The organism is Microvirga flavescens, from assembly GCF_003290125.1.
In the GTDB taxonomy this organism is placed as follows: Bacteria; Pseudomonadota; Alphaproteobacteria; order Rhizobiales; family Beijerinckiaceae; genus Microvirga; species Microvirga flavescens.
This window is the reverse complement of record NZ_QMKH01000002.1, coordinates 212,440-238,397: the sequence shown is the minus strand read 5'-3', so window position 1 is coordinate 238,397 and position 25,958 is coordinate 212,440. Positions and strand designations below refer to the sequence as shown.

General features: G+C 63.2%; 22 protein-coding genes. 10 read left to right on the top strand and 12 right to left on the bottom strand.

The window, feature by feature from the left end; genetic code table 11:
- Positions 1-46: 46 nt before the first annotated feature.
- Both DQW91_RS05870 and DQW91_RS05865 read right to left on the bottom strand, forming a co-directional pair.
- On the bottom strand, positions 47-1,183 hold the full coding sequence (locus DQW91_RS05870) for a PQQ-dependent sugar dehydrogenase (RefSeq protein WP_112662666.1): 1,137 nt from the start codon (positions 1,181-1,183) through the stop codon (positions 47-49).
- Between the two features lie 156 nt (positions 1,184-1,339).
- Positions 1,340-2,326: a Bug family tripartite tricarboxylate transporter substrate binding protein gene (locus tag DQW91_RS05865; RefSeq protein WP_157961353.1), complete on the bottom strand. Its 987-nt coding sequence runs from the start codon at positions 2,324-2,326 to the stop codon at positions 1,340-1,342.
- Positions 2,327-2,445: 119 nt separating this feature from the next.
- On the opposite strand from DQW91_RS05865, the gene DQW91_RS05860 reads away from it, so the two are divergent.
- From DQW91_RS05860 to DQW91_RS05845, 4 genes are all read left to right on the top strand, one after another.
- Positions 2,446-3,648 carry a pyridoxal phosphate-dependent aminotransferase gene (locus tag DQW91_RS05860; RefSeq protein WP_112662664.1) on the top strand — a complete coding sequence of 401 codons (1,203 nt, stop codon included), beginning with the start codon at positions 2,446-2,448 and terminating at the stop codon, positions 3,646-3,648.
- 214 nt (positions 3,649-3,862) lie between these two features.
- Positions 3,863-4,333 (top strand): DUF992 domain-containing protein, encoded by a 471-nt coding sequence (locus DQW91_RS05855; protein ID WP_112662663.1) that lies wholly within the window; start codon positions 3,863-3,865, stop codon positions 4,331-4,333.
- 184 nt (positions 4,334-4,517) lie between these two features.
- Positions 4,518-6,560, top strand: coding sequence for an elongation factor G (locus DQW91_RS05850; protein WP_112662922.1), 2,043 nt, complete (start codon positions 4,518-4,520; stop codon positions 6,558-6,560).
- 151 nt (positions 6,561-6,711) lie between these two features.
- Positions 6,712-8,430 carry an AMP-binding protein gene (locus DQW91_RS05845; protein ID WP_112662662.1) on the top strand — a complete coding sequence of 573 codons (1,719 nt, stop codon included), beginning with the start codon at positions 6,712-6,714 and terminating at the stop codon, positions 8,428-8,430.
- A 317-nt stretch (positions 8,431-8,747) separates the two neighbouring features.
- Here the strand turns inward: DQW91_RS05845 and DQW91_RS05840 are convergent, their stop codons facing one another.
- From DQW91_RS05840 to DQW91_RS05830, 3 genes are all read right to left on the bottom strand, one after another.
- On the bottom strand, positions 8,748-9,638 hold the full coding sequence (locus tag DQW91_RS05840) for a LysR family transcriptional regulator (protein WP_112662921.1): 891 nt from the start codon (positions 9,636-9,638) through the stop codon (positions 8,748-8,750).
- Positions 9,639-9,749: 111 nt separating this feature from the next.
- Positions 9,750-10,712, bottom strand: a complete 963-nt coding sequence (trxB, locus tag DQW91_RS05835) for a thioredoxin-disulfide reductase (RefSeq protein WP_112662661.1) — start codon at positions 10,710-10,712, stop codon at positions 9,750-9,752.
- A gap of 1 nt (position 10,713) precedes the next feature.
- Positions 10,714-11,727, bottom strand: a complete 1,014-nt coding sequence (locus tag DQW91_RS05830; protein WP_112662660.1) for a mitochondrial fission ELM1 family protein — start codon at positions 11,725-11,727, stop codon at positions 10,714-10,716.
- A 117-nt stretch (positions 11,728-11,844) separates the two neighbouring features.
- Between DQW91_RS05830 and DQW91_RS05825 the strand changes: the two genes are divergently transcribed.
- Positions 11,845-12,330 carry an Lrp/AsnC family transcriptional regulator gene (locus tag DQW91_RS05825; protein ID WP_112662920.1) on the top strand — a complete coding sequence of 162 codons (486 nt, stop codon included), beginning with the start codon at positions 11,845-11,847 and terminating at the stop codon, positions 12,328-12,330.
- Here the strand turns inward: DQW91_RS05825 and DQW91_RS05820 are convergent.
- The 3 genes from DQW91_RS05820 to carB all read right to left on the bottom strand — a co-directional run bounded on the left by DQW91_RS05820 (position 12,320) and on the right by carB (position 16,938).
- Positions 12,320-12,853, bottom strand: a complete 534-nt coding sequence (locus tag DQW91_RS05820) for a hypothetical protein (protein WP_112662659.1) — start codon at positions 12,851-12,853, stop codon at positions 12,320-12,322. The two genes, DQW91_RS05825 and DQW91_RS05820, sit on opposite strands and share 11 nt — an antisense overlap.
- Before the next feature lie 31 nt (positions 12,854-12,884).
- A complete protein-coding gene (gene greA, locus DQW91_RS05815; protein WP_112662658.1) occupies positions 12,885-13,358 on the bottom strand; it encodes a transcription elongation factor GreA in 474 nt (157 codons plus the stop codon).
- A 109-nt stretch (positions 13,359-13,467) separates the two neighbouring features.
- Positions 13,468-16,938: a carbamoyl-phosphate synthase large subunit gene (gene carB / locus DQW91_RS05810; protein WP_112662657.1), complete on the bottom strand. Its 3,471-nt coding sequence runs from the start codon at positions 16,936-16,938 to the stop codon at positions 13,468-13,470.
- A 187-nt stretch (positions 16,939-17,125) separates the two neighbouring features.
- Between carB and DQW91_RS05805 the strand changes: the two genes are divergently transcribed.
- A complete protein-coding gene (locus DQW91_RS05805) occupies positions 17,126-17,521 on the top strand; it encodes a GtrA family protein (protein ID WP_112662656.1) in 396 nt (131 codons plus the stop codon).
- Between the two features lie 180 nt (positions 17,522-17,701).
- Positions 17,702-18,949: an MFS transporter gene (locus DQW91_RS05800; RefSeq protein WP_112662655.1), complete on the top strand. Its 1,248-nt coding sequence runs from the start codon at positions 17,702-17,704 to the stop codon at positions 18,947-18,949.
- A 4-nt stretch (positions 18,950-18,953) separates the two neighbouring features.
- Here the strand turns inward: DQW91_RS05800 and DQW91_RS05795 are convergent, their stop codons facing one another.
- The 3 genes from DQW91_RS05795 to carA form a co-directional block, all read right to left on the bottom strand.
- Positions 18,954-19,721 carry a class I SAM-dependent methyltransferase gene (locus DQW91_RS05795; protein ID WP_342633209.1) on the bottom strand — a complete coding sequence of 256 codons (768 nt, stop codon included), beginning with the start codon at positions 19,719-19,721 and terminating at the stop codon, positions 18,954-18,956.
- Positions 19,722-19,775: 54 nt separating this feature from the next.
- Positions 19,776-20,150: a hypothetical protein gene (locus DQW91_RS05790; RefSeq protein ID WP_112662653.1), complete on the bottom strand. Its 375-nt coding sequence runs from the start codon at positions 20,148-20,150 to the stop codon at positions 19,776-19,778.
- A gap of 195 nt (positions 20,151-20,345) precedes the next feature.
- A complete protein-coding gene (carA, locus tag DQW91_RS05785) occupies positions 20,346-21,560 on the bottom strand; it encodes a glutamine-hydrolyzing carbamoyl-phosphate synthase small subunit (RefSeq protein WP_112662919.1) in 1,215 nt (404 codons plus the stop codon).
- Between the two features lie 143 nt (positions 21,561-21,703).
- Here carA and DQW91_RS05780 point away from each other — a divergent pair, with 143 nt between their 5' ends.
- Positions 21,704-22,159, top strand: coding sequence for a GatB/YqeY domain-containing protein (locus DQW91_RS05780; protein ID WP_112662652.1), 456 nt, complete (start codon positions 21,704-21,706; stop codon positions 22,157-22,159).
- Between the two features lie 45 nt (positions 22,160-22,204).
- On the opposite strand, the gene DQW91_RS05775 is transcribed toward DQW91_RS05780, so the two are convergent.
- Positions 22,205-22,774 (bottom strand): cysteine hydrolase family protein, encoded by a 570-nt coding sequence (locus tag DQW91_RS05775; protein WP_112662651.1) that lies wholly within the window; start codon positions 22,772-22,774, stop codon positions 22,205-22,207.
- A gap of 110 nt (positions 22,775-22,884) precedes the next feature.
- Between DQW91_RS05775 and DQW91_RS05770 the strand changes: the two genes are divergently transcribed.
- Complete coding sequence (locus tag DQW91_RS05770; protein WP_112662650.1) at positions 22,885-23,325, top strand: Lrp/AsnC family transcriptional regulator; 441 nt, start codon at positions 22,885-22,887, stop codon at positions 23,323-23,325.
- Positions 23,326-24,016: 691 nt separating this feature from the next.
- Positions 24,017-25,909: a DNA primase gene (gene dnaG, locus DQW91_RS05760; protein ID WP_198411795.1), complete on the top strand. Its 1,893-nt coding sequence runs from the start codon at positions 24,017-24,019 to the stop codon at positions 25,907-25,909.
- Positions 25,910-25,958: the final 49 nt, after the last annotated feature.

The following is a 25,958-nucleotide window of genomic DNA, read 5'->3' as shown; positions in this document are numbered from 1 at the left end:
TCAACGCACCACTCGATTTGAGAAAGAAGCGCAGGAGGGCTTCCTGTCAGCTTGCCGGGCGAATGCGCAGCACCCGTCCTTTTGACGAGTCTGTCAGCAGATAGATGAAATCGTCCGGCCCTTGGCGCACGTCGCGGATGCGCTCGCCGAGGCCCTGCAGCATGCGCTCTTCGCCAGTCACCTTGTCGCCGTCGATCTCGATCCGCGAGACGAGCTTTCCCGCTAATGCGCCGATGAGGATGCTGTTTCGCCAGGCGGGGAACTTGTCGCCGGTGTAGAACGCCATGCCTGAGGGTGCGATGGATGGATCCCAATAGTAGAGCGGCTGCTCCATGCCGGGCTTCGAGGTGCCGACACCGATCTTCGCGCCGGAATAATCGACGCCATAGGAGATGACGGGCCATCCGTAGTTCTTGCCCTTGCGGGGAATATTGATCTCATCGCCGCCCCGCGCGCCGTGCTCGGCGGTCCATAATTCGCCTGTCGCGGGATTGATGGCCGCGCCTTGAATATTGCGATGGCCATAGGACCAGATTTCAGGTTGCGCATCGCTGCGGTTGAGGAAGGGATTGTCGGATGTCGCGCCGCCCTCTGGCTTGATGTGCACGATCTTGCCAAGATGGTTCGCGAGATTTTGCGCCTGATCGCGCAGATCGAAACGTTCGCCGAGAGTCACGAAAAGATCGCCGTTGCGGTCGAAAACAAGGCGCGAGCCGAAATGGTTCGTGCCGCTGTAAGCCGGCTCCTGCCTGAAGATGACCTGCTGATTGTCGAGCGCCGAGCCGTCAGCATTCAAATGCGCGCGCATGACGCTCGTGCCGGAAAGCCCTCCGCCGCGATCTTCCGCATAGCTCAGATAGATCAGTCGGTTCTGTGCGAAACCCGGATCGAGAGTCACATCGAGAAGGCCGCCTTGCCCACGTGCAACGACAGTCGGAACGCCTTTGATGGGCTCCGACAATGCTCCCTCGGCGGAGATGATCCGCAGCCGTCCTGGGCGTTCGGTCACGAGCATGCGCCCGTCAGGCAGGAAGGCGAGGCTCCACGGGTTTTGCAGGCCATGCGCAACCGTTTCGACAACCACTTCCACCTTGTCTGTGCGCAGGCGTTGCGTGTCCTGTGCCGCCGCATGTGTCAGGGAAGCGATGACGAAAACCAATATTGCCGGAACGCGAAACCACATCAGGATACCTTTCGATCTTCGTTACGACGAAGAGTTAGATGACGATCCCTGTGCATCAAGTGCAATTCGTCGTGAGACGGTCGTCATGCCTGTGGCATGAAAAAGGCGGCCATCGGGAATGCCGACAGCCGCCTGAGATAAACGGTTGAAAAGACTTTACTCAGCCTTGATGTTCGCGGCCTTGATGATCTCGGCCCAGGTTTTGATCTCCTGCTCCAGATAAGGCTTGAAGGCCTCCGGTTCGCGCACGTTGAGGGTGAATCCGAGCTTGACGATGCGCTCCTTCGTGGCCGGTTTGTTGAGAACGCCGACGATGGTGGCCGAGAGCTTGTCGAGGATGGGCTTCGGGGTGTTCACGGGGGCAAAGAACGCAGCCCAGGATTCCGCGTCCGCGTTGGTGATGCCCTGCTCGCGCAAGGTCGGCACGTCGGGAAGCTGCGGGTTACGCTGCGGGCTCGCGATGCCGATGGCGCGCATCTCGCCTGCCTGGGCCTGGCTCAGCACGCTTGGCAGCGTGGAATTCGAAACGTCGATCCGTCCCGCCATCAGCTCCGTCACCAGAGGGGCCGCGCCGCGGAAGGGCACATGGGTCATCTTGATGCCCGTACGCGTCATGAAAAGCTCGGTCGCCAGATGCGAGCCCGAGCCGATGCCGGTCGAGCCGTAATTGAGTTTGTCCGGGTCCTTCTTGGCGAGGGCGATCAGCTCCGGAATCGACTTCACGGGCAGGGAATTCGACACCACGAAAACGTGCTCGAAAGCGCCAGCTCCCGCGAGGGGCGCGAAATCCTTGATCGCGTCATAGCCGGGCTCTTTCAAAAGGAACATGTTGTTCCCGTGAGTCTGGTTGTTGCCGAAGATGATGGTGTAGCCATCAGGATCGGCCTTGGCGACGCTGCGGGTGCCGACCGCGCCCGAGGCCCCGGCCAGGTTCTCGACGATGACGTTCTGGCCGAGATCCTTGCCCATTTCCTCGGCAACGATACGGGCGATCACGTCCGTCGGGCCGCCGGCCGGATAGGGCACCACGAGCTTGATGACACGGCTCGGGAAGGTCTGGGCGCTCGCGCCGGTGGCGAAGGTCGCCGCTGCGGCGAAGAGGCCAAGGGCCAGGCGGCGGGTGACGGAAGCTGTCGTCGGCAAGGGGCGTCTCCTGAAAATCCGCATTTTTGCGGGTTGTTGCTTGCTTGAGCGGCGCTTGCGGACTAGGGTCCGGGCCGCCGTTGACCGGCCTTTTGTAACGCCCCGATTGGAGAATTCACATGGGCTTTTTGTCTGACGCCCTTTCGCGCATCAAGCCGTCTGCGACCATCGTGATCACGCAGAAAGCGCGGGATCTGAAAGCCCAGGGGCGGGACGTCATCAGCCTTTCCGTGGGCGAGCCCGATTTTGACACGCCGGACAACGTGAAGGAAGCGGCCATGGCGGCCATCCGCCGCGGCGAAACAAAGTACACGCCGGTCGCTGGAATCGTTCCCCTGCGCGAGGCCATCGCCGCGAAGTTCAAGCGCGAGAACGGCCTGGACTACAAGCCGTCGCAGACTATCGTCTGCACCGGCGGCAAGCAGGTCATCTACAACGCGCTTCTCGCTACCATCAATCCGGGAGACGAGGTGATCGTGCCCGCACCCTATTGGGTGTCCTATCCGGAAATGGTAGGCCTGTGCGGCGGCAAGGCCGTGATCGTCGATTGCACGATGGAGCACAACTTCAAGCTCCAGGCCCAGGATCTCGAGCGCGCTATCACGCCGAAGACCAAGTGGGTCATTCTCAACTCGCCCTCGAACCCTACCGGCGCGGCCTATTCCCGCGCGGAGATGAAGGCAATCACCGACGTTCTCATGCGCCATCCGCATGTGTGGGTGCTCACCGACGACATGTATGAGCACCTCACCTATGGCGACTTCGAATTCGTGACGCCTGCGCAGATCGAGCCCGGCCTCTACGACCGCACGCTCACCATGAACGGCGTTTCGAAGTCCTACGCCATGACCGGCTGGCGTATCGGCTATGCGGCAGGTCCCGAGCATCTCATCAAGGCGATGGACTTCGTGCAGGGTCAGCAGACCTCCGGTGCCTGCTCGATCGCGCAATGGGCGGCGGTGGAGGCCCTCAACGGCCCGCAGGATCACCTCAAGGTGTTCAAGAAGGCCTTCGAGGAGCGTCGCGATCTCGTGGTCTCCATGCTGAACCAGACGAAGTACCTGAAGTGCCCGACCCCGGAAGGCGCGTTCTACGTCTATCCGTCCTGTGCGGAAGCCATCGGCAAGACCACGCCTTCGGGCAAGGTTCTCAAGACGGACGAGGACTTCGTGTCCGAGCTTCTGGAAGCGGAAGGCGTTGCCGCCGTGCACGGCTCCTCCTTCGGCCTCGGCCCGAACTTCCGCATCTCCTACGCGACGTCGAACGCCCTGCTGGAAGAGGCCTGCCACCGCATCCAGCGTTTCTGTGGCTCGCTGCGGTAAAAGATTGGCTATTGGCCTCGGGCTCACTCCTGATCCCGAGGCCAAGCCTTCGCCTGTGACGATTGTCTCCACGCAGTCGTGATCCATGCGGGCGCGCATTCTCCTCAAGGCCGCGCGCACATTCATGCGATGCAGGACTCTTCTCCTGCATGCGGAACCTTCTTCCCAACTTTTCCGTTGATCGCCTGACCAAGCTCGAGCTCAGGAGATCGCTATGTTTCGTACTGTCGCCATTGTCGCCCTTGCAGGGACCGCTTTCCTCGGGGCGTCTCAGGCGCAGGCCCAGCAGAGAAGTCAGGTGGGTGTTCTCACCTGCAGCGTCGCTGGCGGTATCGGCCTTATTCTCGGTTCGCAAAAAGCGACTTCCTGCACCTTCAAGCCGCGACGCGCGGCGGCGGAGCATTACACGGGCGTGATCCGCAAGTTCGGCCTCGATATCGGCGCGACGAAACAGGGAACCATCGTGTGGGCCGTGTTCTCGACAGGTCGGGTTGGACGTGGTGCGTTGGCCGGCCAATATGTCGGTGCCACTGCCGAAGCGACGGTCGGCGCTGGCCTCGGCGCGAACGTGCTGGTCGGTGGCTTCAACCGGTCCATCGCACTCCAGCCTGTCTCTGTCAGTGGTCAGACGGGCCTCAACCTTGCCGTGGGCATCGGCGATCTGGAATTGCGCGCGGGGAGATAAATCCCGCTTTCAGCGTCTTCAAAACGGCCGGGAAATGCCCGGCCGTTCTCTTTTGAAGCTGTGCCGTTGCGCGTGCGCCCCCGCCTGCCAACGAATCCACTTGCCAATGTTCCTGCACAGGCACAGCATCAAGCCTGACGCGACGGCTAAGAGCGCGCTGACGGGGGCAGGGAAGGAGACTTTCATGGCACCCAACGGCAGACCAGCAGCGGGCCCGCGATGCATCGCCATCGTCGGCCCATTCCAGAGCGGCAAGACCTCGCTTCTCGAGGCCATCCTGGAGCGAACGGGAGCGATCAAGCGTGCCGGCAGCGTCGCCAAAGGCGATGCGGTCGGTGATGCGAGCGTGGAAGCCCGCGCCCACGCCATGAGCGTCGAACCCAACGTCGCGACAGTAGAGTTCCTGGGCGAGCAGATGACGTTCGTCGATTGCCCCGGCTCCGTGGAATTTCTGTACGACATGCGCAACGTGACGCCGGTCTGCGATGCTGCCATCGTCGTATGCGAGGCGGATGAGCGCAAGATTCCGGCGCTTGAAATCGTGATGCGTGAGTTGGAAGAGGCCGACATTCCGCGCATCCTCTTCGTGAACAAGATCGATACCGCCACGCGCCGGTTGCGCGAGACGCTCGCGCTGCTGCAGCGCGCGTCACGCACGCCGCTGCTGTTGCGCCAGATCCCGATCTGGAAGGATGGCATCGCCGTCGGCTTCATCGATCTCGCTCTTGAGCGTGCCTTCATCTATCGCGAGCACGCGGCGAGCGAGGTTGTCGATCTGCCTGAGGGCGAAATCCTTCGCGAGCGCGAGGCGCGCTTCTCCATGCTGGAACGCCTCGCCGACTACGACGACACGCTGATGGAGGATCTGATCGCGGAGATCGAGCCGCCACGCGACCGCGTATTCGACGATCTTTCCCGCGAGCTGAAGGAGCGGCATGTGGTGCCCGCTCTCATCGGCTCGGCGGAGCGCGGCTATGGCGTCACGCGTCTTTTGAAGGCGCTGCGTCACGATGCGCCGGTGTTGAACGATACCCTCTCGCGTCTTGGCGTCTCGCTGGAAGGGCCACCTTTGGCGCAGGCCATGAAGACGCAACACGCGGGACAGGGCGGCAAGATGACCGTGTCGCGCATCCTGCGCGGCGCGTTTCACGAAGGAGACAGCGTCATCAGCTCGCGGGGCGCGGAAACACGGGTTGCAAGTCTCGTGGCGCTCATGGGGACGGGGATGCTGCGTCTCAACGAGGCCAGCGTAGGGCAGACCGTCGGCTTCGGGCGACTGGAGAATATCGGCACTGGCGACAGCTTCGCTGCCGGGAAGGGGAGGCCGGATTCCACGTTATCCGTCGCTCCGCCCGAGCCGGTCTACACGCTTGCGCTCCACCTGAAAGACCGCAAGGACGATGTGCGCCTCACAGGTGCGCTGGCGAAGATCGTGGAGGAAAATCCTGCCCTCGTTGTCGAGAACCGCCCCGACATGAACGAGATGCGGTTGCACGGGCAGGGCGAGATGCATTTACGTGTCGCCGTGGAACGGCTTTCTTCCCGCTATCAGGTGGAGGTGGAAACGCGCAGGCCCCAAACGGCCTATAGCGAGACGATCCGTGCTTCCGCCTCCGCACGGGGACGCCACAAGAAGCAAACCGGCGGGCACGGGCAATTCGGTGATGTGCTGCTCGAAGTGCACCCTCTCCCGCGCGGTGAGGGCTTCGCGTTCAAGGATGCGATTACCGGTGGCGTGGTGCCGCGCCAGTATATCCCGTCCGTCGAGACGGGCGTGCGGGACGCCATCCGGAGCGGGCCGCTCGGTTTTCCCGTTGTCGATCTCGGCGTATCGCTGACGGACGGTTCCTATCATAGCGTGGATTCCTCTGACGCCGCCTTCCAGGCCGCCGCCAGGCTCGCCCTGGCGGAAGCCCTTCCTAAGGCCAAGCCTGTGCTGCTGGAGCCTATCCTGTCCGTGGAAATCGCCGTGCCGTCGGAGGCGCTCTCCAAGGCGACGAGCCTTGTCACAGGTCGGCGGGGGCAGATCCTCGGTTATGATTCACGCCCGGGCTGGAGCGGTTGGGACATGCTGACGGCAACCATTCCGGAAGCTGAAATCGGCGATCTCATCGTCGAACTGCGCTCTGCGACGTCCGGCGTCGGCACCTTCCGGACTCGTTTCGACCACATGGCCGAATTGAGCGGCCGCCCCGCCGAAGCCGCCGTGCGGATGCACACTCAATAGCCGGATGCCACCCATCCGCCCGCCCGACGAAATGTCGAGCGGGCGGAGCGGCGTGCGGGCATCGACAAACCGTATGGGACGCGCCAAATTACAACTTATGGAGAAGCATAATCTCCAAACGATAACTTCGCGCCACGCGGAGGGAGGAACTATGAACGCTGCATCAACAGCCCACGCCTACGAGGGCTCGGGCGAGGATTCGAAGAAGCCTTGGCTCAAGTCCTACCCTCCGGGCGTCCCTCCGACCATCGACGAAAGCAAGATCGGCTCCCTTGCCGACATCTTCCGGACCGCCGTGGCGACTTATGCCGATCGGCCCGCCGTGGAGAGTTTCGGTGTGCGCATGTCCTACGCCGAACTGGGGCGGCAAGCGGCGGCGGTTTCCACCTGGCTGCAGGGGCAGGGGCTCGAGAAGGGCGATCGGATCGCCATCATGCTGCCGAATGTCATGGCTTATCCGGCCATTCTCTTCGGCATTCTCAATGCCGGTTACGTGGTGGTGAACGTCAATCCGCTCTATACGCCTCGCGAACTTGAACATCAGCTCAAGGACTCGGGGGCGCGGATCGTCTTCGTTCTGGAGAACTTCGCCAGCACCGTCGAGGAGGTGCTGCCGCAGGTGAAGGTCGACAAGGTGGTGACCGTCACGCCCGGCGATCTGCTCGGCCTCAAGGGCGCCATCGTCAACTTCGTCTCGCGCTACGTGAAGAAGGCGGTCAAACCGTTCTCCCTGCCGCAAGCGGTTCCTTTCAAGCGCGTTCTTGCCGAAGGGGCCAAGGCCCAGCCGAAGGCTGTCGTTGTGGGGCCCGACGACATCGCGTTCCTGCAATACACGGGCGGCACGACGGGGGTCGCGAAGGGGGCCGTTCTCCTTCACAGCAACGTCGCCGCCAATGTCCTGCAATGCGAGGCGTGGATGCTGCCGTTCTTTGGCGTGCGGGCGGATCATGTGATGGTCACCGCATTGCCGCTCTACCATATCTTCGCGCTGACCGCTTGCGCGCTTCTGATGGTAAAGATCGGCGGGTGCCAGCTTCTAATCGCCAATCCGCGCGATATTCCAGGCTTCGTGAAAACGCTGCAGAAATCGCGCTTCACGTTCATGTCCGGGTTGAACACGCTCTATAACGCACTTGCCCACGCGCCCGGCATTCGCGATGTGGATTTCTCGAACCTCGTCACGTCCATTGCGGGTGGCATGGCGACTCAGGCAGCGGTCGCGGCCGAGTGGAAAAAGATCACCGGCAAGCCGATCGTCGAAGGGTATGGCCTTTCCGAGACCTCACCGGTGGTGTGCGTCAATCGCCTCGACATCGAGGAGTTCACGGGCAGCATCGGCTATCCTCTGCCTTCGACCAATATTTCCATTCGCACGGATGGCGCTCCCGTGCCCGAGGGCGAGCGTGGCGAGGTTTGCATCAAGGGGCCGCAGGTCATGGCCGGCTATTGGAAGCGGCCGGACGAGACGGCGAAGGTCATGACCTCGGACGGCTATTTCCGCTCCGGCGATGTCGGCATCATGTTGCCCGACGGTCAGGTGAAGATCGTCGACCGGATGAAGGACATGATCCTCGTCTCTGGCTTCAACGTGTATCCGAACGAGGTGGAGGACGTGCTTGTCCAGCACCCCGGCGTGCTGGAGGCGGCCGTGATCGGCCTGAAGGATGAGCACTCGGGCGAGAGCGTTGCGGCCTATGTGGTGCGCAAGGATGAGGCGCTCACCGAGGAGGAATTGCGGCGGTACTGCCGTGAAAATCTCACAGCCTACAAAGTGCCGCGCCACATCGAGTTCCGGGAAACCCTGCCGAAGACCAACGTTGGTAAAGTCCTGAGGCGTGCCTTGAAGGAAGAGGTGGCCAAAGGTCTGTGAGCCCGGAGACGTGCCGGGAAGCCAGCTTCCTGCCTGAAAAGAAAAAAGCCGGGCTCAAGGCCCGGCTAAGTTAAAGTTCCGACAAAACGTCAAGAACCTTCCAGAGGGAACGGCCGAAACGGCAAACGCTGGGAGGAAGTTAGCGGTGCCGTCTGAAATCAGCCAATGCTCATATCGACTGCATCGTGCCGTTTTGCAATGCAGCATGCCTCATGAAAGGGCTGCGCTGAGTGCATGGCTTTGTCATAAAATTGCGTATTTTGGCCAAGCCCATCGAGCTTGGCCGCCGAAAACGGACTTTTTTCTTTGCCGAAAGGCTAGAAAGTCCAGCGTTGTGCCTTGTTGATGAGAAAGTCGCGGAAAGCCTGAACGCGCGCCACGGAGCGCATTTCCTCCGCATAGACGAGGTAACTGTCGAGGGAGGGCATCTCGATATCGCGCAGGACCTGCGTGAGGTTCGGATTGCCGACCACGGCGTAATCCGGCAACACGGCGATGCCTGCCCCCGTTTCGACGGCGATCTTCAGGGCCGTGATGTTGTTCACGACATAGTGATACTGGCGCGGCTCGCGGCCCTCGCGCCCGGCGGTGGAAAGCCAGTGAACCGCCAGGAGATAGGACGGCTGGTCGCCGCCGAACGAAATGATGCGATGCTCGTCGAGGTCTTCCAGCGTCTTGGGCTCGCCGAAACGCTTGATGTAGTCGTTCGACGCATAGACGTGGAAATGCACCGTGAACAGGCGGCGCTGGATCAGGTCCGGCTGGGCCGGGCGGCGCAGGCGAATGGCAACATCGGCCTCGCGCATGGCGAGATCGAGTTCCTCGTTGCTCAGGATCAGCTCGATCCGCACATCAGGGTAGAGATCGAGAAATTCGCCGATGCGTTGCGCGAGCCAGATCGAGCCGAGGCCGACGGTCGTCGTCACCTTCAACTCGCCGGAGGGGCGCTCGCTCGTATCGATGAGGCGCGCCTTCGTGGTTTCCAGCCGCATGCGCATGTCCCGCGCGGCACGGAACAGCAGGTCGCCTTGCTCGGTCAGGATCAGGCCGCGGGCGTGGCGGTGGAAGAGCGGGGCTTTCAACTCCCGCTCGAGGGCGCTGATCTGGCGGCTGACCGCCGATTGGCTCAATCCGAGATCGTCCCCGGCGCGGGTGAAGCTCCCGGCCTCGGCGACGGTGTAGAAAATCCGGATCTTGTCCCAATCCACGGCAATTCCCCCGATCACCCGCCTTCAAGGGGCGGGATCGACTTTATCATTTATCATCCGCCGGGCGCAGGCCATAGGAATTCTGCCAAGGCCATATGTTGTCCCCGTGCGTTATTCCGCGGCTTCGCGGGTCTCCTCGGCGGCTGCAAGGTAACGCTCAGCCTCAAGGGCCGCCATGCAGCCCATGCCTGCCGCCGTTACCGCCTGCCGATAGACATCGTCCGTCACGTCGCCCGCCGCGAATACGCCGGGGACGTTGGTGGTGGTCGAGCCGGGCTTGGTCTGCAGATAGCCGCCGTGCTTCATGTCGAGCTGGCCGGCGAACAGTTCCGTGGACGGCTTGTGGCCGATAGCGATGAACACACCGTCCGTCTTGACCTCGGAAACCTGGCCGGAAACAACGTTCTTGAGGCGGACATGCGTGACAGAGGAGGGGTTCTCGCTGCCGCAGATTTCCTCGACGGCGGCGTTCCAGATCACCTCCACGTTCGGAAGCTTGAACAGGCGATCCTGCAGGATGCGCTCCGCACGGAAGCTGTCGCGGCGATGAACGACGGTGACCTTCGAGGCGAGATTGGCAAGGTAGAGTGCTTCCTCGACCGCGGTGTTGCCGCCGCCGACCACCACCACTTCCTTGCCACGGAAGAAGAAGCCGTCGCAGGTGGCGCACGCCGAGACGCCGAAGCCCTGGAACTGGCCCTCGGATGGCAGGCCCAGCCACTTCGCCTGAGCGCCGGTGGAAATGATCAGCGCATCGCAGCTATAGGTATGGCCGGAATCGCCCTCCAGACGGAACGGGCGCTGGCTCAAGTCCACCTTCACCACATGGTCGGAGATCATGTGGGTGCCCACATGCTCGGCCTGCAGGCGCATCTGCTCCATCAGCCAGGGTCCCTGGATCACATCCGCGAAGCCCGGATAGTTCTCCACGTCCGTCGTAATCATCAGCTGGCCGCCGGGCTGGAAGCCGGAGATCAGCACGGGCTCGAGCAAGGCGCGTGCGGCGTAGATCGCCGCCGTGTAGCCCGCCGGTCCCGACCCGATAATCATCAGCTTGGCGTGAGTGTGGGCCATGTCAAAGCGTCTCCGGTTGAAGGTCCGCTTCGGGCAGACCGAGAGCGCGACGGTGGCGGGCCAGCCCTTGGGCGATGGCTTCCGCAATATGAGGTGTTGAATTTAAGGGTTCATAGGGTCTGCCTTCAAGACGGCCAGCGAGGGGATGCACAACTCCCTCCGCTTTCAGGCCGTCCAGAAAGGCCGTGAGCTTGGAATGTCCGCCGCTCGGCTCGAAGACCAGGATCGGCGCCCCACTCACGGCGGCCTCGCCGATCATGTTGAAGGAATCCGCCGTGGCGACGATGAAATCGGCAAGGGCCAGCAGGGGGATGTAGGGATTGTCGCCGGAGCCGTCCCAGAAAAATCCGCCATGCTTGGCCGTCAGTCGGGCGAGGGCTTTCTTCAGGCTTGGTGGTGTTCGGCGCGAAGCCGTCACCATCAGGCTCGCCCCGGTCTCCGCGATGGCGGTCAGGTCGCGCAGGAACCGGGCGATGTCCTGGTCCGTGAAACGATGATGGCGGCTGTCCCCGCCGGCGAGAACGGCGACCCGGGGGGAGGGCAGGTCCGACAGGCGCGGGTCGGGATGGGCGCGGGCCGCTTTCAGGAGCTCTGCGGAGATGCGGTGAGGCGGGGTCAGCGTCGCGAGCACGTTGGGGCCTCGCAAGGGGTCGTGCTCCGGCACCCAGATGAAATCGGCGGTCTTCGAACCGGTGCGGGGATCCTTGAGGAAGACCGTGTATGTCCGCCCGCCCGAGGCCTGTTTGACGAAGCGCAGATAGGAGACGGCCCGGCGGCCCGACGCGATGACGAGATCCGGGAACGGCGGCGCGATGGGGCTGTTATGCGCGCCTGGCCTTTCGCGCGGATCGACCGGTCCCCACGGCATCAGCCATGTGAAGGGCGCACGCGGCCTTACTCTGCGAATCTCTAGGTCCAGCCCCAAGGCCTCGGCCACGCCGAGCGCCTGCTGTTCGTCGCCGGCCTTGCCGTCGGTCAGTACCCAGGAGGTCAGGCCGGTCGTATTGCGCAACATTTGATCAATGTGCCTGTGGAGTTCATCAAGAACGTTGCGACTTGAGCGCGCGTCCTTCTTGTGCAGACCCTCTACACGGTCTACTCAGCCGAGACGAGCCTTTCCCCGGAGTTAAGATTGCGCGGACGCCTCGATTCCATAGATTGGGCCATTCTCAAAGAGCTCCAGGCCGACGGCAGCATCACGAACGTGGAGCTGGCGCGCAGGGTCGGCTTGTCTGCACCCCCCTGCCTGCGCCGCGTGCGCGCGCTGGAGAAGGCCGGCATCATCAAGGCCTATCGCGCCATGCTCGATCCCAAGGCCCTCGGCTTTGAGATCCTCTGCTTCGCGATGGTACAGCTCGACGTTCAGGGCAAGAAGGAACTCAACGAGTTCGAGCAGCGCATCCGGGACTGGTCGATGGTCCGCGAGTGCTGGACCCTGTCCGGGGACATCGACTTCATCCTCAAGTGTGTCGCGCCGAATCTCACCGCCTTCCAGAATTTCGTCTCGGATCTGACGTCGCTGTCCAATGTGCGCAACGTCCGCACGGCCCTGACCCTCGATCTCATCAAGGACGAGCCGCTGGTGCCTTTGGAGGATATTGCTCCCGTCAGCGAATGAGCTGGCGGCGCAGCCACTGCGCATAGGTCTGGCCGAGAGCCACCGCGCGGCCCGGCTCGTCCGGGTCCACCATGCCGCGATCGGCTCCGCGGCTCGCCAGCAGGTGATATTGGGCGATAACCGTGCCCTTGCGGTCGATGGCGAGGGCGTCGCCCTCGAGCGAATCCGACCCGCCTCCGCCGCCGCTGCTCCAGCGCCACGAATCGCCGTTCCCGCCGCCGGGGAAGGCGGTCATGTAAAGGCTCGTCAGACGCACGACGAGGCGCGGCCCGCGCGGGTCGACCCGATCCGCGAAAATGCGCTTGAGCTCATAGAGGGTGGCGTCTCCCACCAGATCGGCAAAGGAGCCGAGCCCCTTTTCCTTCAAGGGGCCTACATCGACCGCAAAGGACGAAAAGGCCTGCGGGAAGTTTTGCGCGTCGGAACCGATGGTGGTGCAGCCCGCGCCAGCTAGGCTCGTCGCGGCAAGACCGGAGAGAACGAAGCGGCGCGAAAGAGAGGACTTCATAGCGTTGTCTTCCATCGAAAGGGTCCTCTCTTCCAATTAGGGCGCTTCAGCGGAATTGGACGCCCACGACCTCGTAGGACTTCCCGCCGCCGGGGGTCGAAACCTCGACCGTATCGCCGATGGTCTTGCCCATCAGGGCGCGGGCGATGGGGGAGGAGACGGACACCAGGCCCGAGCGCACATCCGCCTCGGGCTCGCCGACGATCTGGTAGGTCTTCTCTTCTTCCGTGTCCTCGTCGACGAGCTTCACCGTCGCGCCGAACTTGATGCGGTCGCCCGAGAGCTTCGTGATGTCGATCACTTCCGCACGGGAGATGAGGCTCTCCAGCTCGAGAATACGGCCTTCGTTGAGGGATTGAGCCTCTTTGGCGGCATGGTATTCGGCGTTTTCCGAAAGATCTCCAAGTGCGCGGGCCTCAGAGATCGCCTGGATGATCCGGGGGCGCTCGATCTGTTGGCGCTGCTTGAGCTCTTCCTCGAGCGCCGCGTAACCCTTGATCGTCAGAGGGACCTTGTCCATCGTTCGTCTCATTCACAAAAAGAGAGACGAGGCCGCCGTTGCCGACGCCCTCGCTGATCAACGAAAACTTCCTCAGAAAGCTTCGCAGTTTAAATTTTTGGCCGAAGCCTCAGGCGAAATATTCCTGAAGCGCGCGGACCTCAAGATCGCCGTCGAGATAGGACTTAATGCCTTCAGCGGCCGCGATCGCACCTGCAAGAGTGGTGTAGTAGGGCACCTTATGCAAGAGGGCAGCTTGTCTAAGACTGCGGGAATCCGAGAGGGCGCCGGCCCCTTCGGTTGTATTGAACACCAGCTGAATGTCGCCGTTCTTGATGGCGTCGACCACATGGGGGCGGCCTTCGAGCACCTTGTTGATGCGGCTCGCCTTGACCCCGTTTTCCTCAAGAAACTTCTGCGTGCCGGTGGTCGCGACGATCCGGAAATTCAATTCTTCCAGCATCTGCATGGTCGGCAGAATCCGGATCTTGTCCTTATCGCGTACCGAGACGAAGACGGTTCCGATCTTCGGCACGGCGTTGCCCGCACCGAGCTGGCTCTTGGCGAAAGCGACCCCGAAGCCCCGGTCGAGGCCCATGACCTCACCGGTGGAGCGCATTTCCGGCCCGAGCAGAACGTCGACGCCGGGGAAGCGCGCGAAGGGGAAGACAGCTTCCTTCACACCGATATGCTTGAGGCTCTTCGGCTTCAATCCGAACTGGTTCAACGCCTCGCCCGCCATGATCCGTGCCGCGATCTTCGCCACCGGATCGCCGATGACCTTCGCCACGAAGGGCACCGTGCGTGAGGCGCGGGGGTTCACTTCGAGCACGTAGATCTCGCCGTCCTTGATGGCATATTGCACGTTCATCAGACCGCCGACGTTGAGCGCCAGGGCCAGGTCCTTGGTCTGACGTTCCAGTTCCGCGATGATCTCGGGAGAGAGCGAGCGGGGCGGCAGGGAGCAGGCCGAGTCGCCCGAGTGGATGCCCGCTTCCTCGATATGCTCCATGATGCCGGCGATGAAGACGTCCTTGCCGTCGCAAAGGCAGTCCACGTCCACCTCGATGGCGTCCGAGAGATAACGGTCGAAGAGAAGCGGGTTCTTGCCGAGGACCGTGTTGATCTGGCCGGTCTTGTCGTTGGGATAACGCGCCTTCACGTCGGAGGGGATCAGGCTCGGAAGCGTGCCGAGGAGATAGTCCTCGAACTGCGCCTCGTCGCGGATGATCGCCATGGCCCGGCCACCCAGCACATAGGACGGGCGCACCACGAAGGGCAGGCCGAGATCGGCGGCGATCAGGCGGCTCTGCTCCACCGAATAGGCGATGCCGTTCTTCGGCTGCTTCAGGTGCAGCTTGTCGAGGAGGCGCTTGAAGCGGTCGCGGTCTTCCGCAAGGTCGATGGCGTCCGGCGAGGTACCGAGGATCGGCACGCCTGCTTCCTCGAGCGCATTGGCGAGCTTGAGCGGTGTCTGGCCGCCGAACTGCACGATGACGCCGTGCAGGGTGCCGTTCTGGCGCTCCGTCTCGATGATTTCAAGCACGTCTTCCTGGGTCAGCGGCTCGAAATAGAGGCGGTCGGAGGTGTCGTAGTCGGTCGAAACCGTCTCCGGATTGCAATTGACCATGATGGTCTCATAGCCCGCATCCTTGAGCGCGAAGCAGGCATGGCAGCAGCAATAGTCGAACTCGATGCCCTGGCCGATGCGGTTCGGCCCGCCGCCGAGGATGATGACCTTCTTGGCATTCGAGGGATACGCCTCATCCGCCGGCTTTCCGGCGAAGGGGGCGGCGTAGGTCGAATACATGTAGGCCGTGGGCGAAGCGAATTCCGCCGCGCAGGTGTCGATGCGCTTGAAGACCGGACGCACGGAAAGCGAGCGGCGAAGCGTCCGCACTTCGGCTTCGGTCTTGCCCGCGAGAACCGCGAGGCGGGCATCCGAAAAGCCCATGCTCTTGAGCTGGCGGAACGCGCCGGGCGTGGTGGGCAGGCCGTGAGCCTTCACCTTGGCTTCAAGATCGACGATGGCCTGCAATTGCTCCAGGAACCAGCGGTCGATCTTGCAGCTGTCGTAGACGTCATCGTGGCTGAGGCCGAGGCGCAGGGCCTGCGCGACCTTCAGGAGCCGGTCCGGGGTGGGGGTGCCGAGCGCCGCCTTGATGGCGTTCATGTCGTCGCCCTTGCCGAGACCCTCGATCTCGATCTCGTCGAGGCCGGTGAGACCCGTTTCCAGCGAGCGCAGGGCCTTCTGGAGCGATTCCGGCAAAGTGCGGCCGATGGCCATCGCCTCGCCCACCGACTTCATGGCGGTGGTCAGCGTCGGCTCCGCGCCGGGGAACTTTTCGAACGCGAACCGCGGGATCTTGGTCACCACGTAATCGATGGTCGGCTCGAAGGAGGCCGGTGTCGCGCCGCCGGTGATGTCGTTGGCGATCTCGTCCATCGTGTAGCCGACGGCAAGCTTCGCCGCGACCTTGGCGATGGGAAAGCCCGTGGCCTTGGAGGCGAGCGCGGATGAACGCGACACGCGCGGATTCATCTCGATCACGATCATGCGCCCGTTCTTCGGGTTGACCGCGAACTGCACGTTCGAGCCGCCGGTTTCGACGCCGATCTCGCGCAGGACCGCCAAGCTGGCGTCGCGCATGATCTGGTATTCCTTGTCGGTGAGCGTCAGCGCCGGAGCGACGGTGATCGAATCGCCGGTGTGCACGCCCATCGGGTCGATGTTCTCGATGGAGCAGACGATGATGCAGTTGTCCGCCTTGTCGCGGACGACCTCCATCTCGTACTCCTTCCAGCCGAGTACGCTCTCTTCGATCAGGACTTCGTTCGTCGGCGAGGCGTCGAGGCCGCGCTCCACGATGTCGAGGAATTCCTCGCGGTTATAGGCAATGCCGCCGCCCGTGCCGCCCATCGTGAACGAGGGGCGGAGAATCGCCGGCAGCCCAACCTCGGCGAGCGCCAGCAGGGCCTCGCCCATCGCGTGTTCCTGATAGCGCTTGCGGCGCTCGTTCTCCGCACCGTCCCACTTGAGCTTGTAGGCGGCGATCATGCGCTTCTTGTCGCCGGGGTGAATGTCGAGCGCCTCAAGGCGCGCGAGTTCGGCGAGATAGGCGTCGCGGTCAGCCTTCTTCAGCGCCGAAGCGTTGGCGAGGCGAGACTTAGGCGTGTCGAGGCCGATCTTGGTCATGGCCTCGCGGAAAAGCTGGCGGTCTTCGGCCTTGTCGATGGCTTCTGCCGTCGCGCCGATCATCTCCACATTGTATTTCTCGAGCACGCCCATCTTCTTGAGCGACAGGGCGCAGTTCAGCGCCGTCTGACCGCCCATCGTCGGCAGGAGCGCGTCCGGGCGCTCCTTCTCGATGATCTTGGCGACGACTTCCGGGGTGATCGGCTCGATATAGGTGGCGTCGGCGAGATCCGGGTCGGTCATGATCGTCGCCGGGTTCGAGTTCACCAGGACGATGCGGTACCCTTCTTCCTTCAGCGCCTTGCAGGCCTGGGTGCCCGAATAGTCGAATTCGCACGCCTGCCCGATGACGATCGGCCCGGCGCCGATGATGAGGATGGAGGAGATGTCTGTCCGTTTCGGCATAGGCCCACCTAGGCGTAGCCAGCCGCACGGCCGCATAACGCGGCGCTTCAAGCGCAGCCGGCTAGGGAACTGATTGAAAGGTTGAGAGAGGCTCTTACACGGGCAGGCCCTGAGAGGGAAGGGGAATCCGCTCAGCTTTCTGAGGAAGGGGAGTGACCTTAACCCTCGGAGCCGCTAACGAAAGGGCGTGACCCGCTCGACCTCCCTCATCGCCCTTGCACGCCAGTTCCTCGCCTTTTTCGGCGTGGGCATCGCGGCTGCCGTGGTCCACTACGGGCTTCTCGTCGGGCTCGTTGAGGGTGGAGGGCTGGCTCCTGTGCCGGCGACGCTCGCAGGTTATGTCGCAGGCGGCATCCTGTCCTACGTCCTCAATCGCCGCCATACCTACGCCAGCGACCGGCCGCACCGCGAGGCAACGTGGCGCTTTGCTCTCGTCGCCTTTGTCGGCTTTCTCCTGACCTGGGGCTTCATGCACCTGTTCACCGTGGTCCTCGCCGCGCCGTACTTGCCCGCGCAGATCGTAACGACCGGAATCGTGATGCTCTGGAGCTTTCTGGCCCACAGGATGTGGACCTTCGCATAAGGTCTTGCGCATAAGGTCTTGCCGGAAGACGCAAGGCAGCTTTGCGCCCGGGCATCTCCCCGACACTTGTTCTCTATGCGTATATCGGCTGCAAGTCAGGGCTCTGAACGATCCGCAACAGGACGCGGCCTTTGGCAGGTTTCATCAAAACGCCAAGCCGTTCGGGATCCAGAGGGCTCCATGTCCGATTCGTTGCTGACAGAAAACACAATCGAAGGCCGCAAGTCCGCTCTCAGGCCCAACGGGGTGAGGGTGGCGCTCGTTGAACTCGCCCTGGCTGTCGGCAGCTTCGGAATCGGGACCGGCGAATTCTCCATCATGGGGCTTCTGCCCAACGTGGCTGATGAGTTTGCCGTCACCACGCCGCAGGCCGGCTATGCCATCAGCGCGTATGCTTGCGGTGTCGTCGTCGGTGCTCCGATCATCGCCGTGCTGGCTGCAAGGCTTCCCCGGCGCACCTTGCTTCTTCTGCTCATGGCGATTTTCGCCGTCGGCAATGTGGTTAGCGCTCTGGCTCCGACATTCTCGTCCTTCGTGCTTTTGCGCTTTTTGACGGGGCTTCCGCACGGGGCTTATTTCGGCGTGGCGGCCCTGGTTGCAGCCTCGCAGGTCGATTTCACCAAGCGGACCCAGGCGGTGGCCCGCGTGATGACGGGTCTCACCGTGGCGACGCTGCTCGGTACGCCGATTGCGACCTTCTTCGGTCAGGCGATGACGTGGCGACTCGCCTTCGGCGCCGTCGGCTTTCTCGGTGTTCTGACGGTTCTGCTGATCTGGATTTTCCTGCCCAGAGATCGTGTCGCCGAGGGGGCGAGCCCGCTTCGGGAGCTTGGGGCCTTCAGGCGCAAGCAGGTCTGGTACACGCTGGGCATTGGCGCCATCGGCTTCGGCGGCCTGTTCTCCGTGTTCTCCTACATCGCTTCGACGACGACCAAGGTTGCCGACATGCCGGAGACGATGGTGCCTGTCATGATGGCCATTTTCGGCTCAGGCATGATTACCGGCAATCTCGTCGGCGCGTGGTTCGGCGACAAGAACCTCAAGGCCACGATTGCTGGAACGCTGGTCGGCGGCGCGGCGGTGATGACGCTCTTCTGGCTCACCGCGAGCAATCCCTACATGCTGTCGATCTCGGCTTTCCTCGCCGGGTGCAGCGTGGCGCTCGGACCCGTTCTGCAAACGCGACTGATGGATGTGGCCGCGGATGCGCAGACGCTTGCCGCAGCACTCCATCACTCCGCCTTCAACGTCGCGAACGCCCTCGGCGCGTGGCTTGGCGGGCTCGCAATTGCGGCTGGCTACGGTTACGCCTCGACGGGATGGGTCGGCGCGCTTCTGGCGCTTGGTGGGCTTGTGATCTTCGGCTTGTCGCTGTGGAGCGAGAAGAGAGCGCTCGCGTGCGGCGCGCCGGAGAACTGCCCGACTTGAGGCCTCAGCGCGGTCGTCCCACGAAGGTCATGCGGGCCTGGTTGTGCCCGAGATTGCGCGGCTGGCGCTCGGTGTTGAAACCGGCATCGCGCAACAGGTCGGCGATCTCAGCCTCACTGTAGGTCGAAAGGCCGATCTCCTCGCGGATCTTGCGATAATCGGAAAATGCCGTGCGCACGAGGCCGGTGAGGGCGGCCGCGAGAAAGCCGCCCTGCCCGGCAAAAATGAGCAGGGCCTTCGCGTCGGTGAGGGGGCTTAACCCAGGCGGGATCACGTCGGCGAGAACGAGACGTCCGTCGCTTTTCAGCTTGGCATGCCACGTCTTCAAGAGCCGCCGCAGATCCTCCAGCGGGAGATATTGCAACAGCGAGTTCACAACGATCAGGTCGAGCGAATTGTCGGGAAGCGCATTCATGTCTTCCGGCGAAAGAACCTGTATCCGGCTCTCGCCGTTGAAGCGCTCGCTCAGCCGCTCGCGCACGAGTGGCGCGCCGTCGCAAAGATAAAGCCGCGCCGTGTGCGTCGCCACCCGGTCCGCGAACAGAGCCTCGCCGCAGCCGTAATCGAGCACGTTCGAGCGTGGCGAGATGATGAGGTCCGCAATGTCGTTGGCGACCTGCCGGTAGTGAAGGAGCTTGTGCCGCTCGTTCACGTAGATCGGGGTGTCCTGGTTCCAGTAATCGCGCCAGTTCATGCGTTGGCCTTCGTCGTCACCTTCGCTCTCATAGCGCGGTATAGCGAAAGCCTCCAGTCGTCTGACGACGGCATCCAACGAATATGGCCGGGGCGAGCCCAGCCATAAGGAGTTGCGGATTTTCAGCGAGCCTCAGGCTGCCAGAAACAGCGCCGTCACGGCCCGGTCGATGGCCAGGTAGAACACGGCGAAGGCGAGGGCGGCGGCGATGCCGAACTCGATCTTCTCGTTCTTGACCATGCGCAGGTGTCGGAAGATCTCGCGGCCGGAGAGCGCCATGAGCCACGAGACGGTCAACACCGTCGGAAACACGAACAGGAAGGACCAGGTGCTTTCGACCTGCCCGGCATAGGACGGATCGATCAGAGGGCGGATGTTGCGGACCCACGGCGCGTAAAAGGCTGCGTAGATGGAGACGAGCCAGGCAAGCACGTTCGCAACGCCGAGATGAAACGTGAAAAGGTTATGCAGGCGGGAAAACTGGTCCGCTTCGACTTTGCTGTACATTGGAGAAAACCCCCAGATTCAAGCGACTATCGTTGAGTTTTTTGTGATTGACGATCGGTTAGCTTGAATTGGGGGGACAGCGCAATGTCCCGCATTGTCGCGGTCAGGCTGTCGCCTTGGGATCGCGAAGATCTTTGCGACCAAAGTCATAGAGGGCGCGGTTCCGGCAAAGGCAAACCTTCGCCGGAAAGAGTTTTAAGCTTGGCCGTGCGCCTTGTTCTCTTCGATCATCTTCACGAAGCGGTCGAAGAGGTAGTGGCTGTCCTGCGGGCCGGGCGAGGCCTCGGGGTGGTACTGCACCGAGAAGGCCGGACGGTCGGTGAGTGCCATGCCGCAATTGGAGCCGTCGAAGAGGGAGACATGCGTCTCGACGGCGGTCTTCGGCAGGCTCTCCGGATCCACCGCGAAGCCGTGGTTCATCGAGGTGATCTCGACCTTGCCGGTGGTCTTGTCCTTCACCGGATGGTTCGCGCCATGATGGCCTTGGTGCATCTTCTTGGTGCGCCCGCCGACGGCGAGACCGAGCATCTGGTGGCCAAGGCAGATGCCGAAGGTCGGGATCTTCTTGTCGAGCAGGGTCTTGATGGTGGGCACGGCATATTCGCCGGTCGCCGCCGGGTCGCCGGGGCCGTTGGAGAGAAACACGCCATCGGGCTTGAGCGCGAGAATCTCATCCGCCGTGGCGGTCGCCGGAACGACCGTGACCTTGCAGCCCGCGCGGGCGAGCAGGCGCAGAATGTTGCGCTTCACACCATAATCGATGGCGACCACATGGTGCTTTGCCGCGCCCTGATGGCCATAGCCTTCACCGAGCTTCCAGGTGGTCTCATCCCAGTCGAAGCGCTGGGCGCTCGTGACGAGGGGGACGAGGTCGAGCCCGTCCATCGAGGGCAGGGCGGCAGCCTTCGCCTTGAGGGCGGCAAGATCGAACAGGCCCTTGGGATCGTGCGCTATCACCGCGTTGGGCATGCCCTTCTCGCGGATCAGCGCCGTCAGCGCGCGGGTATCGATGCCGGTGAGGCCGACGATGCCGCGGGCCTTGAGCCAGCCGTCAAGGTGGCGCGAGGCGCGCCAGTTCGACGGGTCGGTGACGCCCGCACCGAGGATCGCGCCGCGCACGCCGGAGGACGAGGCGGCGTTGACGCTCTCGATGTCTTCCTCGTTCGTGCCCACGTTGCCGATATGCGGGAAGGTGAAGGTGATGATCTGCCCGGCGTAGGAAGGGTCGGTCAGAATTTCCTGGTAGCCCGTCATGGCCGTGTTGAAGCAGACCTCGCCGGTCGCCTCGCCCACCGCACCTATGCCGAAACCTTCGAGCACCGTGCCGTCCTGAAGCACGAGAACGGCTGTGGCGCGCGGCTCTGTCCAGCCGCCGGAGGTGGGGACCTCGGCGTGTTTGTCTTGCAGCATCGTCATGATCTCTTTAAGTCGAAAGCCCAACGGGCCGCGCTTGAGCGGGCCGCAGCGCAGCCTCGAAACCGTATTGAAGGTGACTTAAGGGGCCGCTCGCGCCACGTCAACGCTCAAGCGCCTATCATATAAGGAGATGCGCCATGCGCGAACGCTTCACGAGCGAAATGAAGGAGGCCATGAAGGCCGGCGACAAGCGCAAGCTCGGGACCGTCCGTCTGATTCAGGCCGCTCTCAAGGACAAGGACATCGAAGCCCGCGGCGCGGGCAAGGGCCAGGCGACCGAGGACGAAATCCTCGCGCTCCTGCAGAAGATGATCAAGCAGCGCCAGGAGTCGATCACCATGTACGAGCAGGGCGGCCGCCCGGAGCTCGCGCAGCAGGAAAAGGAAGAGGCCGACGTCATCGCCACCTTTCTGCCGAAGCAGATGGACGACGCGGAAGTGAAGGCCGCCATCGAAGCCGCCATCGCCGAGACGGGCGCCGCCTCCATGAAGGACATGGGCAAGGTCGTCGGCATCCTGCGCGGAAAGTACGCAGGCCGCATGGACTTCGCCAAGGCGAGCGGATTGGTGAAGGATCTGCTGCCGAAGGGGTGATGTGACGCCCTGCCGGGGTTGAGATTGGCGGGCTGCCTAGGGCCCCTAGGCAGCCTCAGCCGTCAATTCCCCGATCAGTCCTTGCGTTGTGACCACGCGGGCGAACTCGAAGCCGAGGGTCGCCACATGCACCTGGTGGCTGGTGCTGGCGGGGATGGTTCCGCCCCGGCCGTCCGGCAGGTCGAAGCAGTCGCAGGCGTCCTCGACCAGAATCATCTCGTAGCCGAGATTGGCTCCGGTCCTGACCGTTGTCGATACGCACATGTCGGTCGTGATGCCGAAAACCACGACCCGGCGGATATCGAGACGCTTGAGGCGCAGGTCGAGGTCAGTGCCGATGAAGGCCGAATTGACGCTCTTCGACACGAGCGCCTCATTCCCGACCGGGCCGAAGCCGGGACGGAAGGCGTTTCCGGGACGCCCCGGAGCGAGCGTGGAGCCCGGCGTCACCGAGTCGTGCCGGACATGAATGACGGGAAGGCTGTGCCGCCGCCAGGCGTCGAGGAGGGCAAGGCCGTTGCTGTCGACGGCATCGTTCCAGCGGCGAGGCCATTTCGGATCGTCGAAAGCGACCTGCATGTCGACGGGCAGAAGAACGGACCGGGTGAACGCCATGGGAAACTCCTTCGTGTCCCGTGAATATCTCTCGCAACCGGATGCCGGTTTCACTAGACATTGTGGCGTCCGCGCCGTCGAAATGACGGTCGCGGGAGGATTGCCGCGCCATGCTGGACGAGAAAGACAAACTCCTCATCGCTGCCCTGCGCAGGAACGCGCGGGAAAGCCTTGTGGGCCTCGCGCGCGTCGTCGGCCTGTCCCGTTCCGCGACTCAGGAGCGGATGCGCCGGCTGGAGCGCGAGGGCGTCATCAGAGGCTATACGGTCGAACTCTCCGGCGAGCACGAACCCGCCGTGCGCGCCATGATCGCCGTCGCTTTCGCGCCGGGCTTCCAGTGCAGGCATGTTCTGCCGAGCTTTTCAGGCCTACCGGAGATCGTCGCCTCCCATTCCCTGACCGGCTCCATCGATCTTCTTCTGTCCGTCGCCTGCGAGTCGAACGCCGCACTCGACCGTGTCAGGAACGCCGTTGCCTCCACGAAAGGCGTCGCGACGGCGACCACCCATGTCGTGCTGGCATCGGCAGGGGCGAGGGGCGGAACGTTCTGAGGCGTTGCCTGAGCGCCGGCTCTCTCAAAGGCAATCGTTGACCTGCCTTTCGCGCGGGACGGCCAGGATCTCGGCGACCTCCTTGTGCAGGAGGGCGACACCTCTCGCTTTCGATCTTCGTGCCATGTCATGGAGAGGGCCTTGCCGGCACTGGGCCGGGTCGCTCCTGATGCTCTCTCTCACGCTCTTCATAGAGACGAGAGCCTTGTCGAAATCGGGGACTGTTGCCAATTCCCTCGTTCTGCTTTCAAGGGCGACGACAGCCTCGTCCAAGGTTTTCCGGTATTCGCTCCCGTCAGCAGGATGGCACAGATCCTCGAACGTTTGCACCAGCTTCAGAAGGCTCCAGGCGCAGGCCGTATTGGCGGTTTGAGCGAATGACAGACTGCTTGAAGCAAGGAACGTGAGAGCTGCAATGCCGAGTATTGGAATAAGGTGCATGATCGTCCGCAATCGAGAACGCGACGATGCAACGTTCGTTCGGGACTTGAGTCAACACCTGCTGGCGAGCACTTGAAATGCGGCGCGGGCCATAAGCGACTCCCTCTCGTGGAGGAGCCGGGCCGGGCATGCGGGCACCTTCATAGGGTCCGGACGCTGTGGATTGCGGGCACAGGCGCGGCCAGTCGTCTCTCTTTCTGTCCCCTCCTTCGCTGCCTAGGTTATGCAGCAGGTTTGGAGATCCCGCTTCTTGCGCTACCCGCCCAACATTCTCGATGAGATCCGCGCCCGGTTGCCGGCCTCGGTGGTCGTGGGGAAGCGCGTGCGTCTCAAAAAGGCGGGGCGGGAATGGAAGGGGCTCTCGCCGTTCAATGCGGAGAAGACGCCGTCTTTCTATGTAAACGACCAGAAGCAGTTCTATCACTGCTTCTCCTCCGGCAAGCACGGGGACATCTTCACCTTCGTCATGGAGACGGAGGGGCTCTCCTTTCCCGAGGCTGTGGAGCGTCTTGCCGCCGAGGCGGGGGTGGCGCTACCGAAGGCCACCCGCGAGGATCAGGTCGCGGAGGTCAAGCGCAAGAACCTGCATGACGTCATGGAGCTGGCCACGCAGTTCTTCGAGGCCTCGCTTCAGGGGCGTTTTGGCCTCAAGGCGCGGGATTATCTGGCGGGGCGCTCGCTCTCGCCAGAGATCCAGGCGCGGTTTCGCATCGGCTATGCCCCGGCGGACCGGTTTTCCCTGCGCGATCACCTCGCGGAAAAGGGGGTCCCCAGCGAGATGATGGAGGAGGCGGGGCTTCTCGTCACCGGCGAGGAGGTCAAGGTTCCGTATGACCGCTTCCGCGACCGGGTCATGTTTCCGATCTGCGATGTGCGCGGGCGGGTCGTGGCGTTCGGCGGGCGCGCGCTCAGCGCGGACGTTCCCGCAAAATACCTGAACTCGCCGGATACCCCGCTCTTCAACAAGGGACGGCTTCTCTACAATTACCACCTCGCCCGCGCGCCCGCCCATGACCGGGGCACGGTCATCGCGGTCGAGGGCTATGTGGACGTGATTTCCCTGAATGCGGTGGGCGTCGCCAACGCGGTCGCGCCCCTTGGTACGGCGTTGACGGAGGATCAGCTCGCGCTGCTCTGGCGCATGTCGGACGAGCCGACCCTGTGTTTCGACGGCGACAAGGCCGGGCGGCGGGCGGCTTACCGGGCGCTCGACATTGCCCTGCCCAACCTGAGCCCCGGCAAATCCTTGCGTTTCGCCCTTCTTCCCGAGGGCCAGGACCCGGACGACCTGGCGCGGTCCGGTGGGGCGGCTGCCGTGGAGCGGGTTCTGTCGGGCGCGCGGCCTTTGGTCGACATTCTCTGGGCGCGGGAGATCGAGGCGGGGCCCCTCGATACGCCGGAGCGGCGGGCGGCCCTCGAGCGGCGCCTGCGCGAATCACTTGCACTGATTCGCGACGAGACTCTGAAACGGTACTACCGGGAAGAGGTTGAAACCCGCCTTTCCGTCCTCTCGCCCGATACCGGCGCGCGGCGGTTCGGGCGTCGCGAAAAGGGGGGAAGGCAGGAGCGTTGGGGGCAGGCCCGGACGACGCCGAACGGCCGGTTGAGCGTCAGCCCGCTCCTTGCCCGCAGCGCGCTCTTTACCGGCGCGACCTCCGGATCGGCGCGGGAGGCGATGATCCTCTGCGCCTTCCTGCGGCATCCGGACCTGCTGCATGACCATGTTGAAACCCTTGCGGAGCTTGACCTTGAGGGGCATAACTCCCATCTCATCCGTCGCGTGCTGCTCGATGCGGCCGCCGGTGGGGCAAGTGCCGACGATGCGGTGATGCAGGCCCGGCTCGAACGGGAAAACCTCGCCGAGCCGGTCGAGCGCCTGATGGCGTTGATCCGCCCCGGCGACCGCTGGGTCCTCGATCAGCATGCCGATTCATTGCGGCTTGAGGACGCATTAAGGCAAGCAATCACCTTGCATCGCCGCGCACGCACGTTACATAGCGAGCTTCGGGCTGCCGAACGCGCGCTCGCCGAAGAAGACAACGAGGCCAATCTCGCCTGGCTGCGAGAGGTCCAAAACCAATTGTCTTCGGTTGAGGGGGCTGAGGCCGATCTGGATAATGGGGTTGTTCACCGCGACCCGTGATGCCTCGGACGCGAGGCTCAGGGCGGCGAGCATCTCCAATGGCTCGTTG

Bases quoted from the DNA above. Each gene is read 5' to 3' on its own strand.
- DQW91_RS05870 (WP_112662666.1), bottom strand. From the start codon at position 1,183: ATGTGGTTTCGCGTTCCGGCAATATTGGTTTTCGTCATCGCTTCCCTG.
- DQW91_RS05860 (WP_112662664.1), top strand. From the start codon at position 2,446: ATGGGCTTTTTGTCTGACGCCCTTTCGCGCATCAAGCCGTCTGCGACC.
- DQW91_RS05855 (WP_112662663.1), top strand. From the start codon at position 3,863: ATGTTTCGTACTGTCGCCATTGTCGCCCTTGCAGGGACCGCTTTCCTC.
- DQW91_RS05850 (WP_112662922.1), top strand. From the start codon at position 4,518: ATGGCACCCAACGGCAGACCAGCAGCGGGCCCGCGATGCATCGCCATC.
- DQW91_RS05845 (WP_112662662.1), top strand. From the start codon at position 6,712: ATGAACGCTGCATCAACAGCCCACGCCTACGAGGGCTCGGGCGAGGAT.
- trxB (WP_112662661.1), bottom strand. From the start codon at position 10,712: ATGGCCCACACTCACGCCAAGCTGATGATTATCGGGTCGGGACCGGCG.
- DQW91_RS05830 (WP_112662660.1), bottom strand. From the start codon at position 11,727: ATGTTGCGCAATACGACCGGCCTGACCTCCTGGGTACTGACCGACGGC.
- DQW91_RS05820 (WP_112662659.1), bottom strand. From the start codon at position 12,853: ATGGAAGACAACGCTATGAAGTCCTCTCTTTCGCGCCGCTTCGTTCTC.
- greA (WP_112662658.1), bottom strand. From the start codon at position 13,358: ATGGACAAGGTCCCTCTGACGATCAAGGGTTACGCGGCGCTCGAGGAA.
- carB (WP_112662657.1), bottom strand. From the start codon at position 16,938: ATGCCGAAACGGACAGACATCTCCTCCATCCTCATCATCGGCGCCGGG.
- DQW91_RS05800 (WP_112662655.1), top strand. From the start codon at position 17,702: ATGTCCGATTCGTTGCTGACAGAAAACACAATCGAAGGCCGCAAGTCC.
- DQW91_RS05790 (WP_112662653.1), bottom strand. From the start codon at position 20,150: ATGTACAGCAAAGTCGAAGCGGACCAGTTTTCCCGCCTGCATAACCTT.
- carA (WP_112662919.1), bottom strand. From the start codon at position 21,560: ATGCTGCAAGACAAACACGCCGAGGTCCCCACCTCCGGCGGCTGGACA.
- DQW91_RS05780 (WP_112662652.1), top strand. From the start codon at position 21,704: ATGCGCGAACGCTTCACGAGCGAAATGAAGGAGGCCATGAAGGCCGGC.
- DQW91_RS05775 (WP_112662651.1), bottom strand. From the start codon at position 22,774: ATGGCGTTCACCCGGTCCGTTCTTCTGCCCGTCGACATGCAGGTCGCT.
- DQW91_RS05770 (WP_112662650.1), top strand. From the start codon at position 22,885: ATGCTGGACGAGAAAGACAAACTCCTCATCGCTGCCCTGCGCAGGAAC.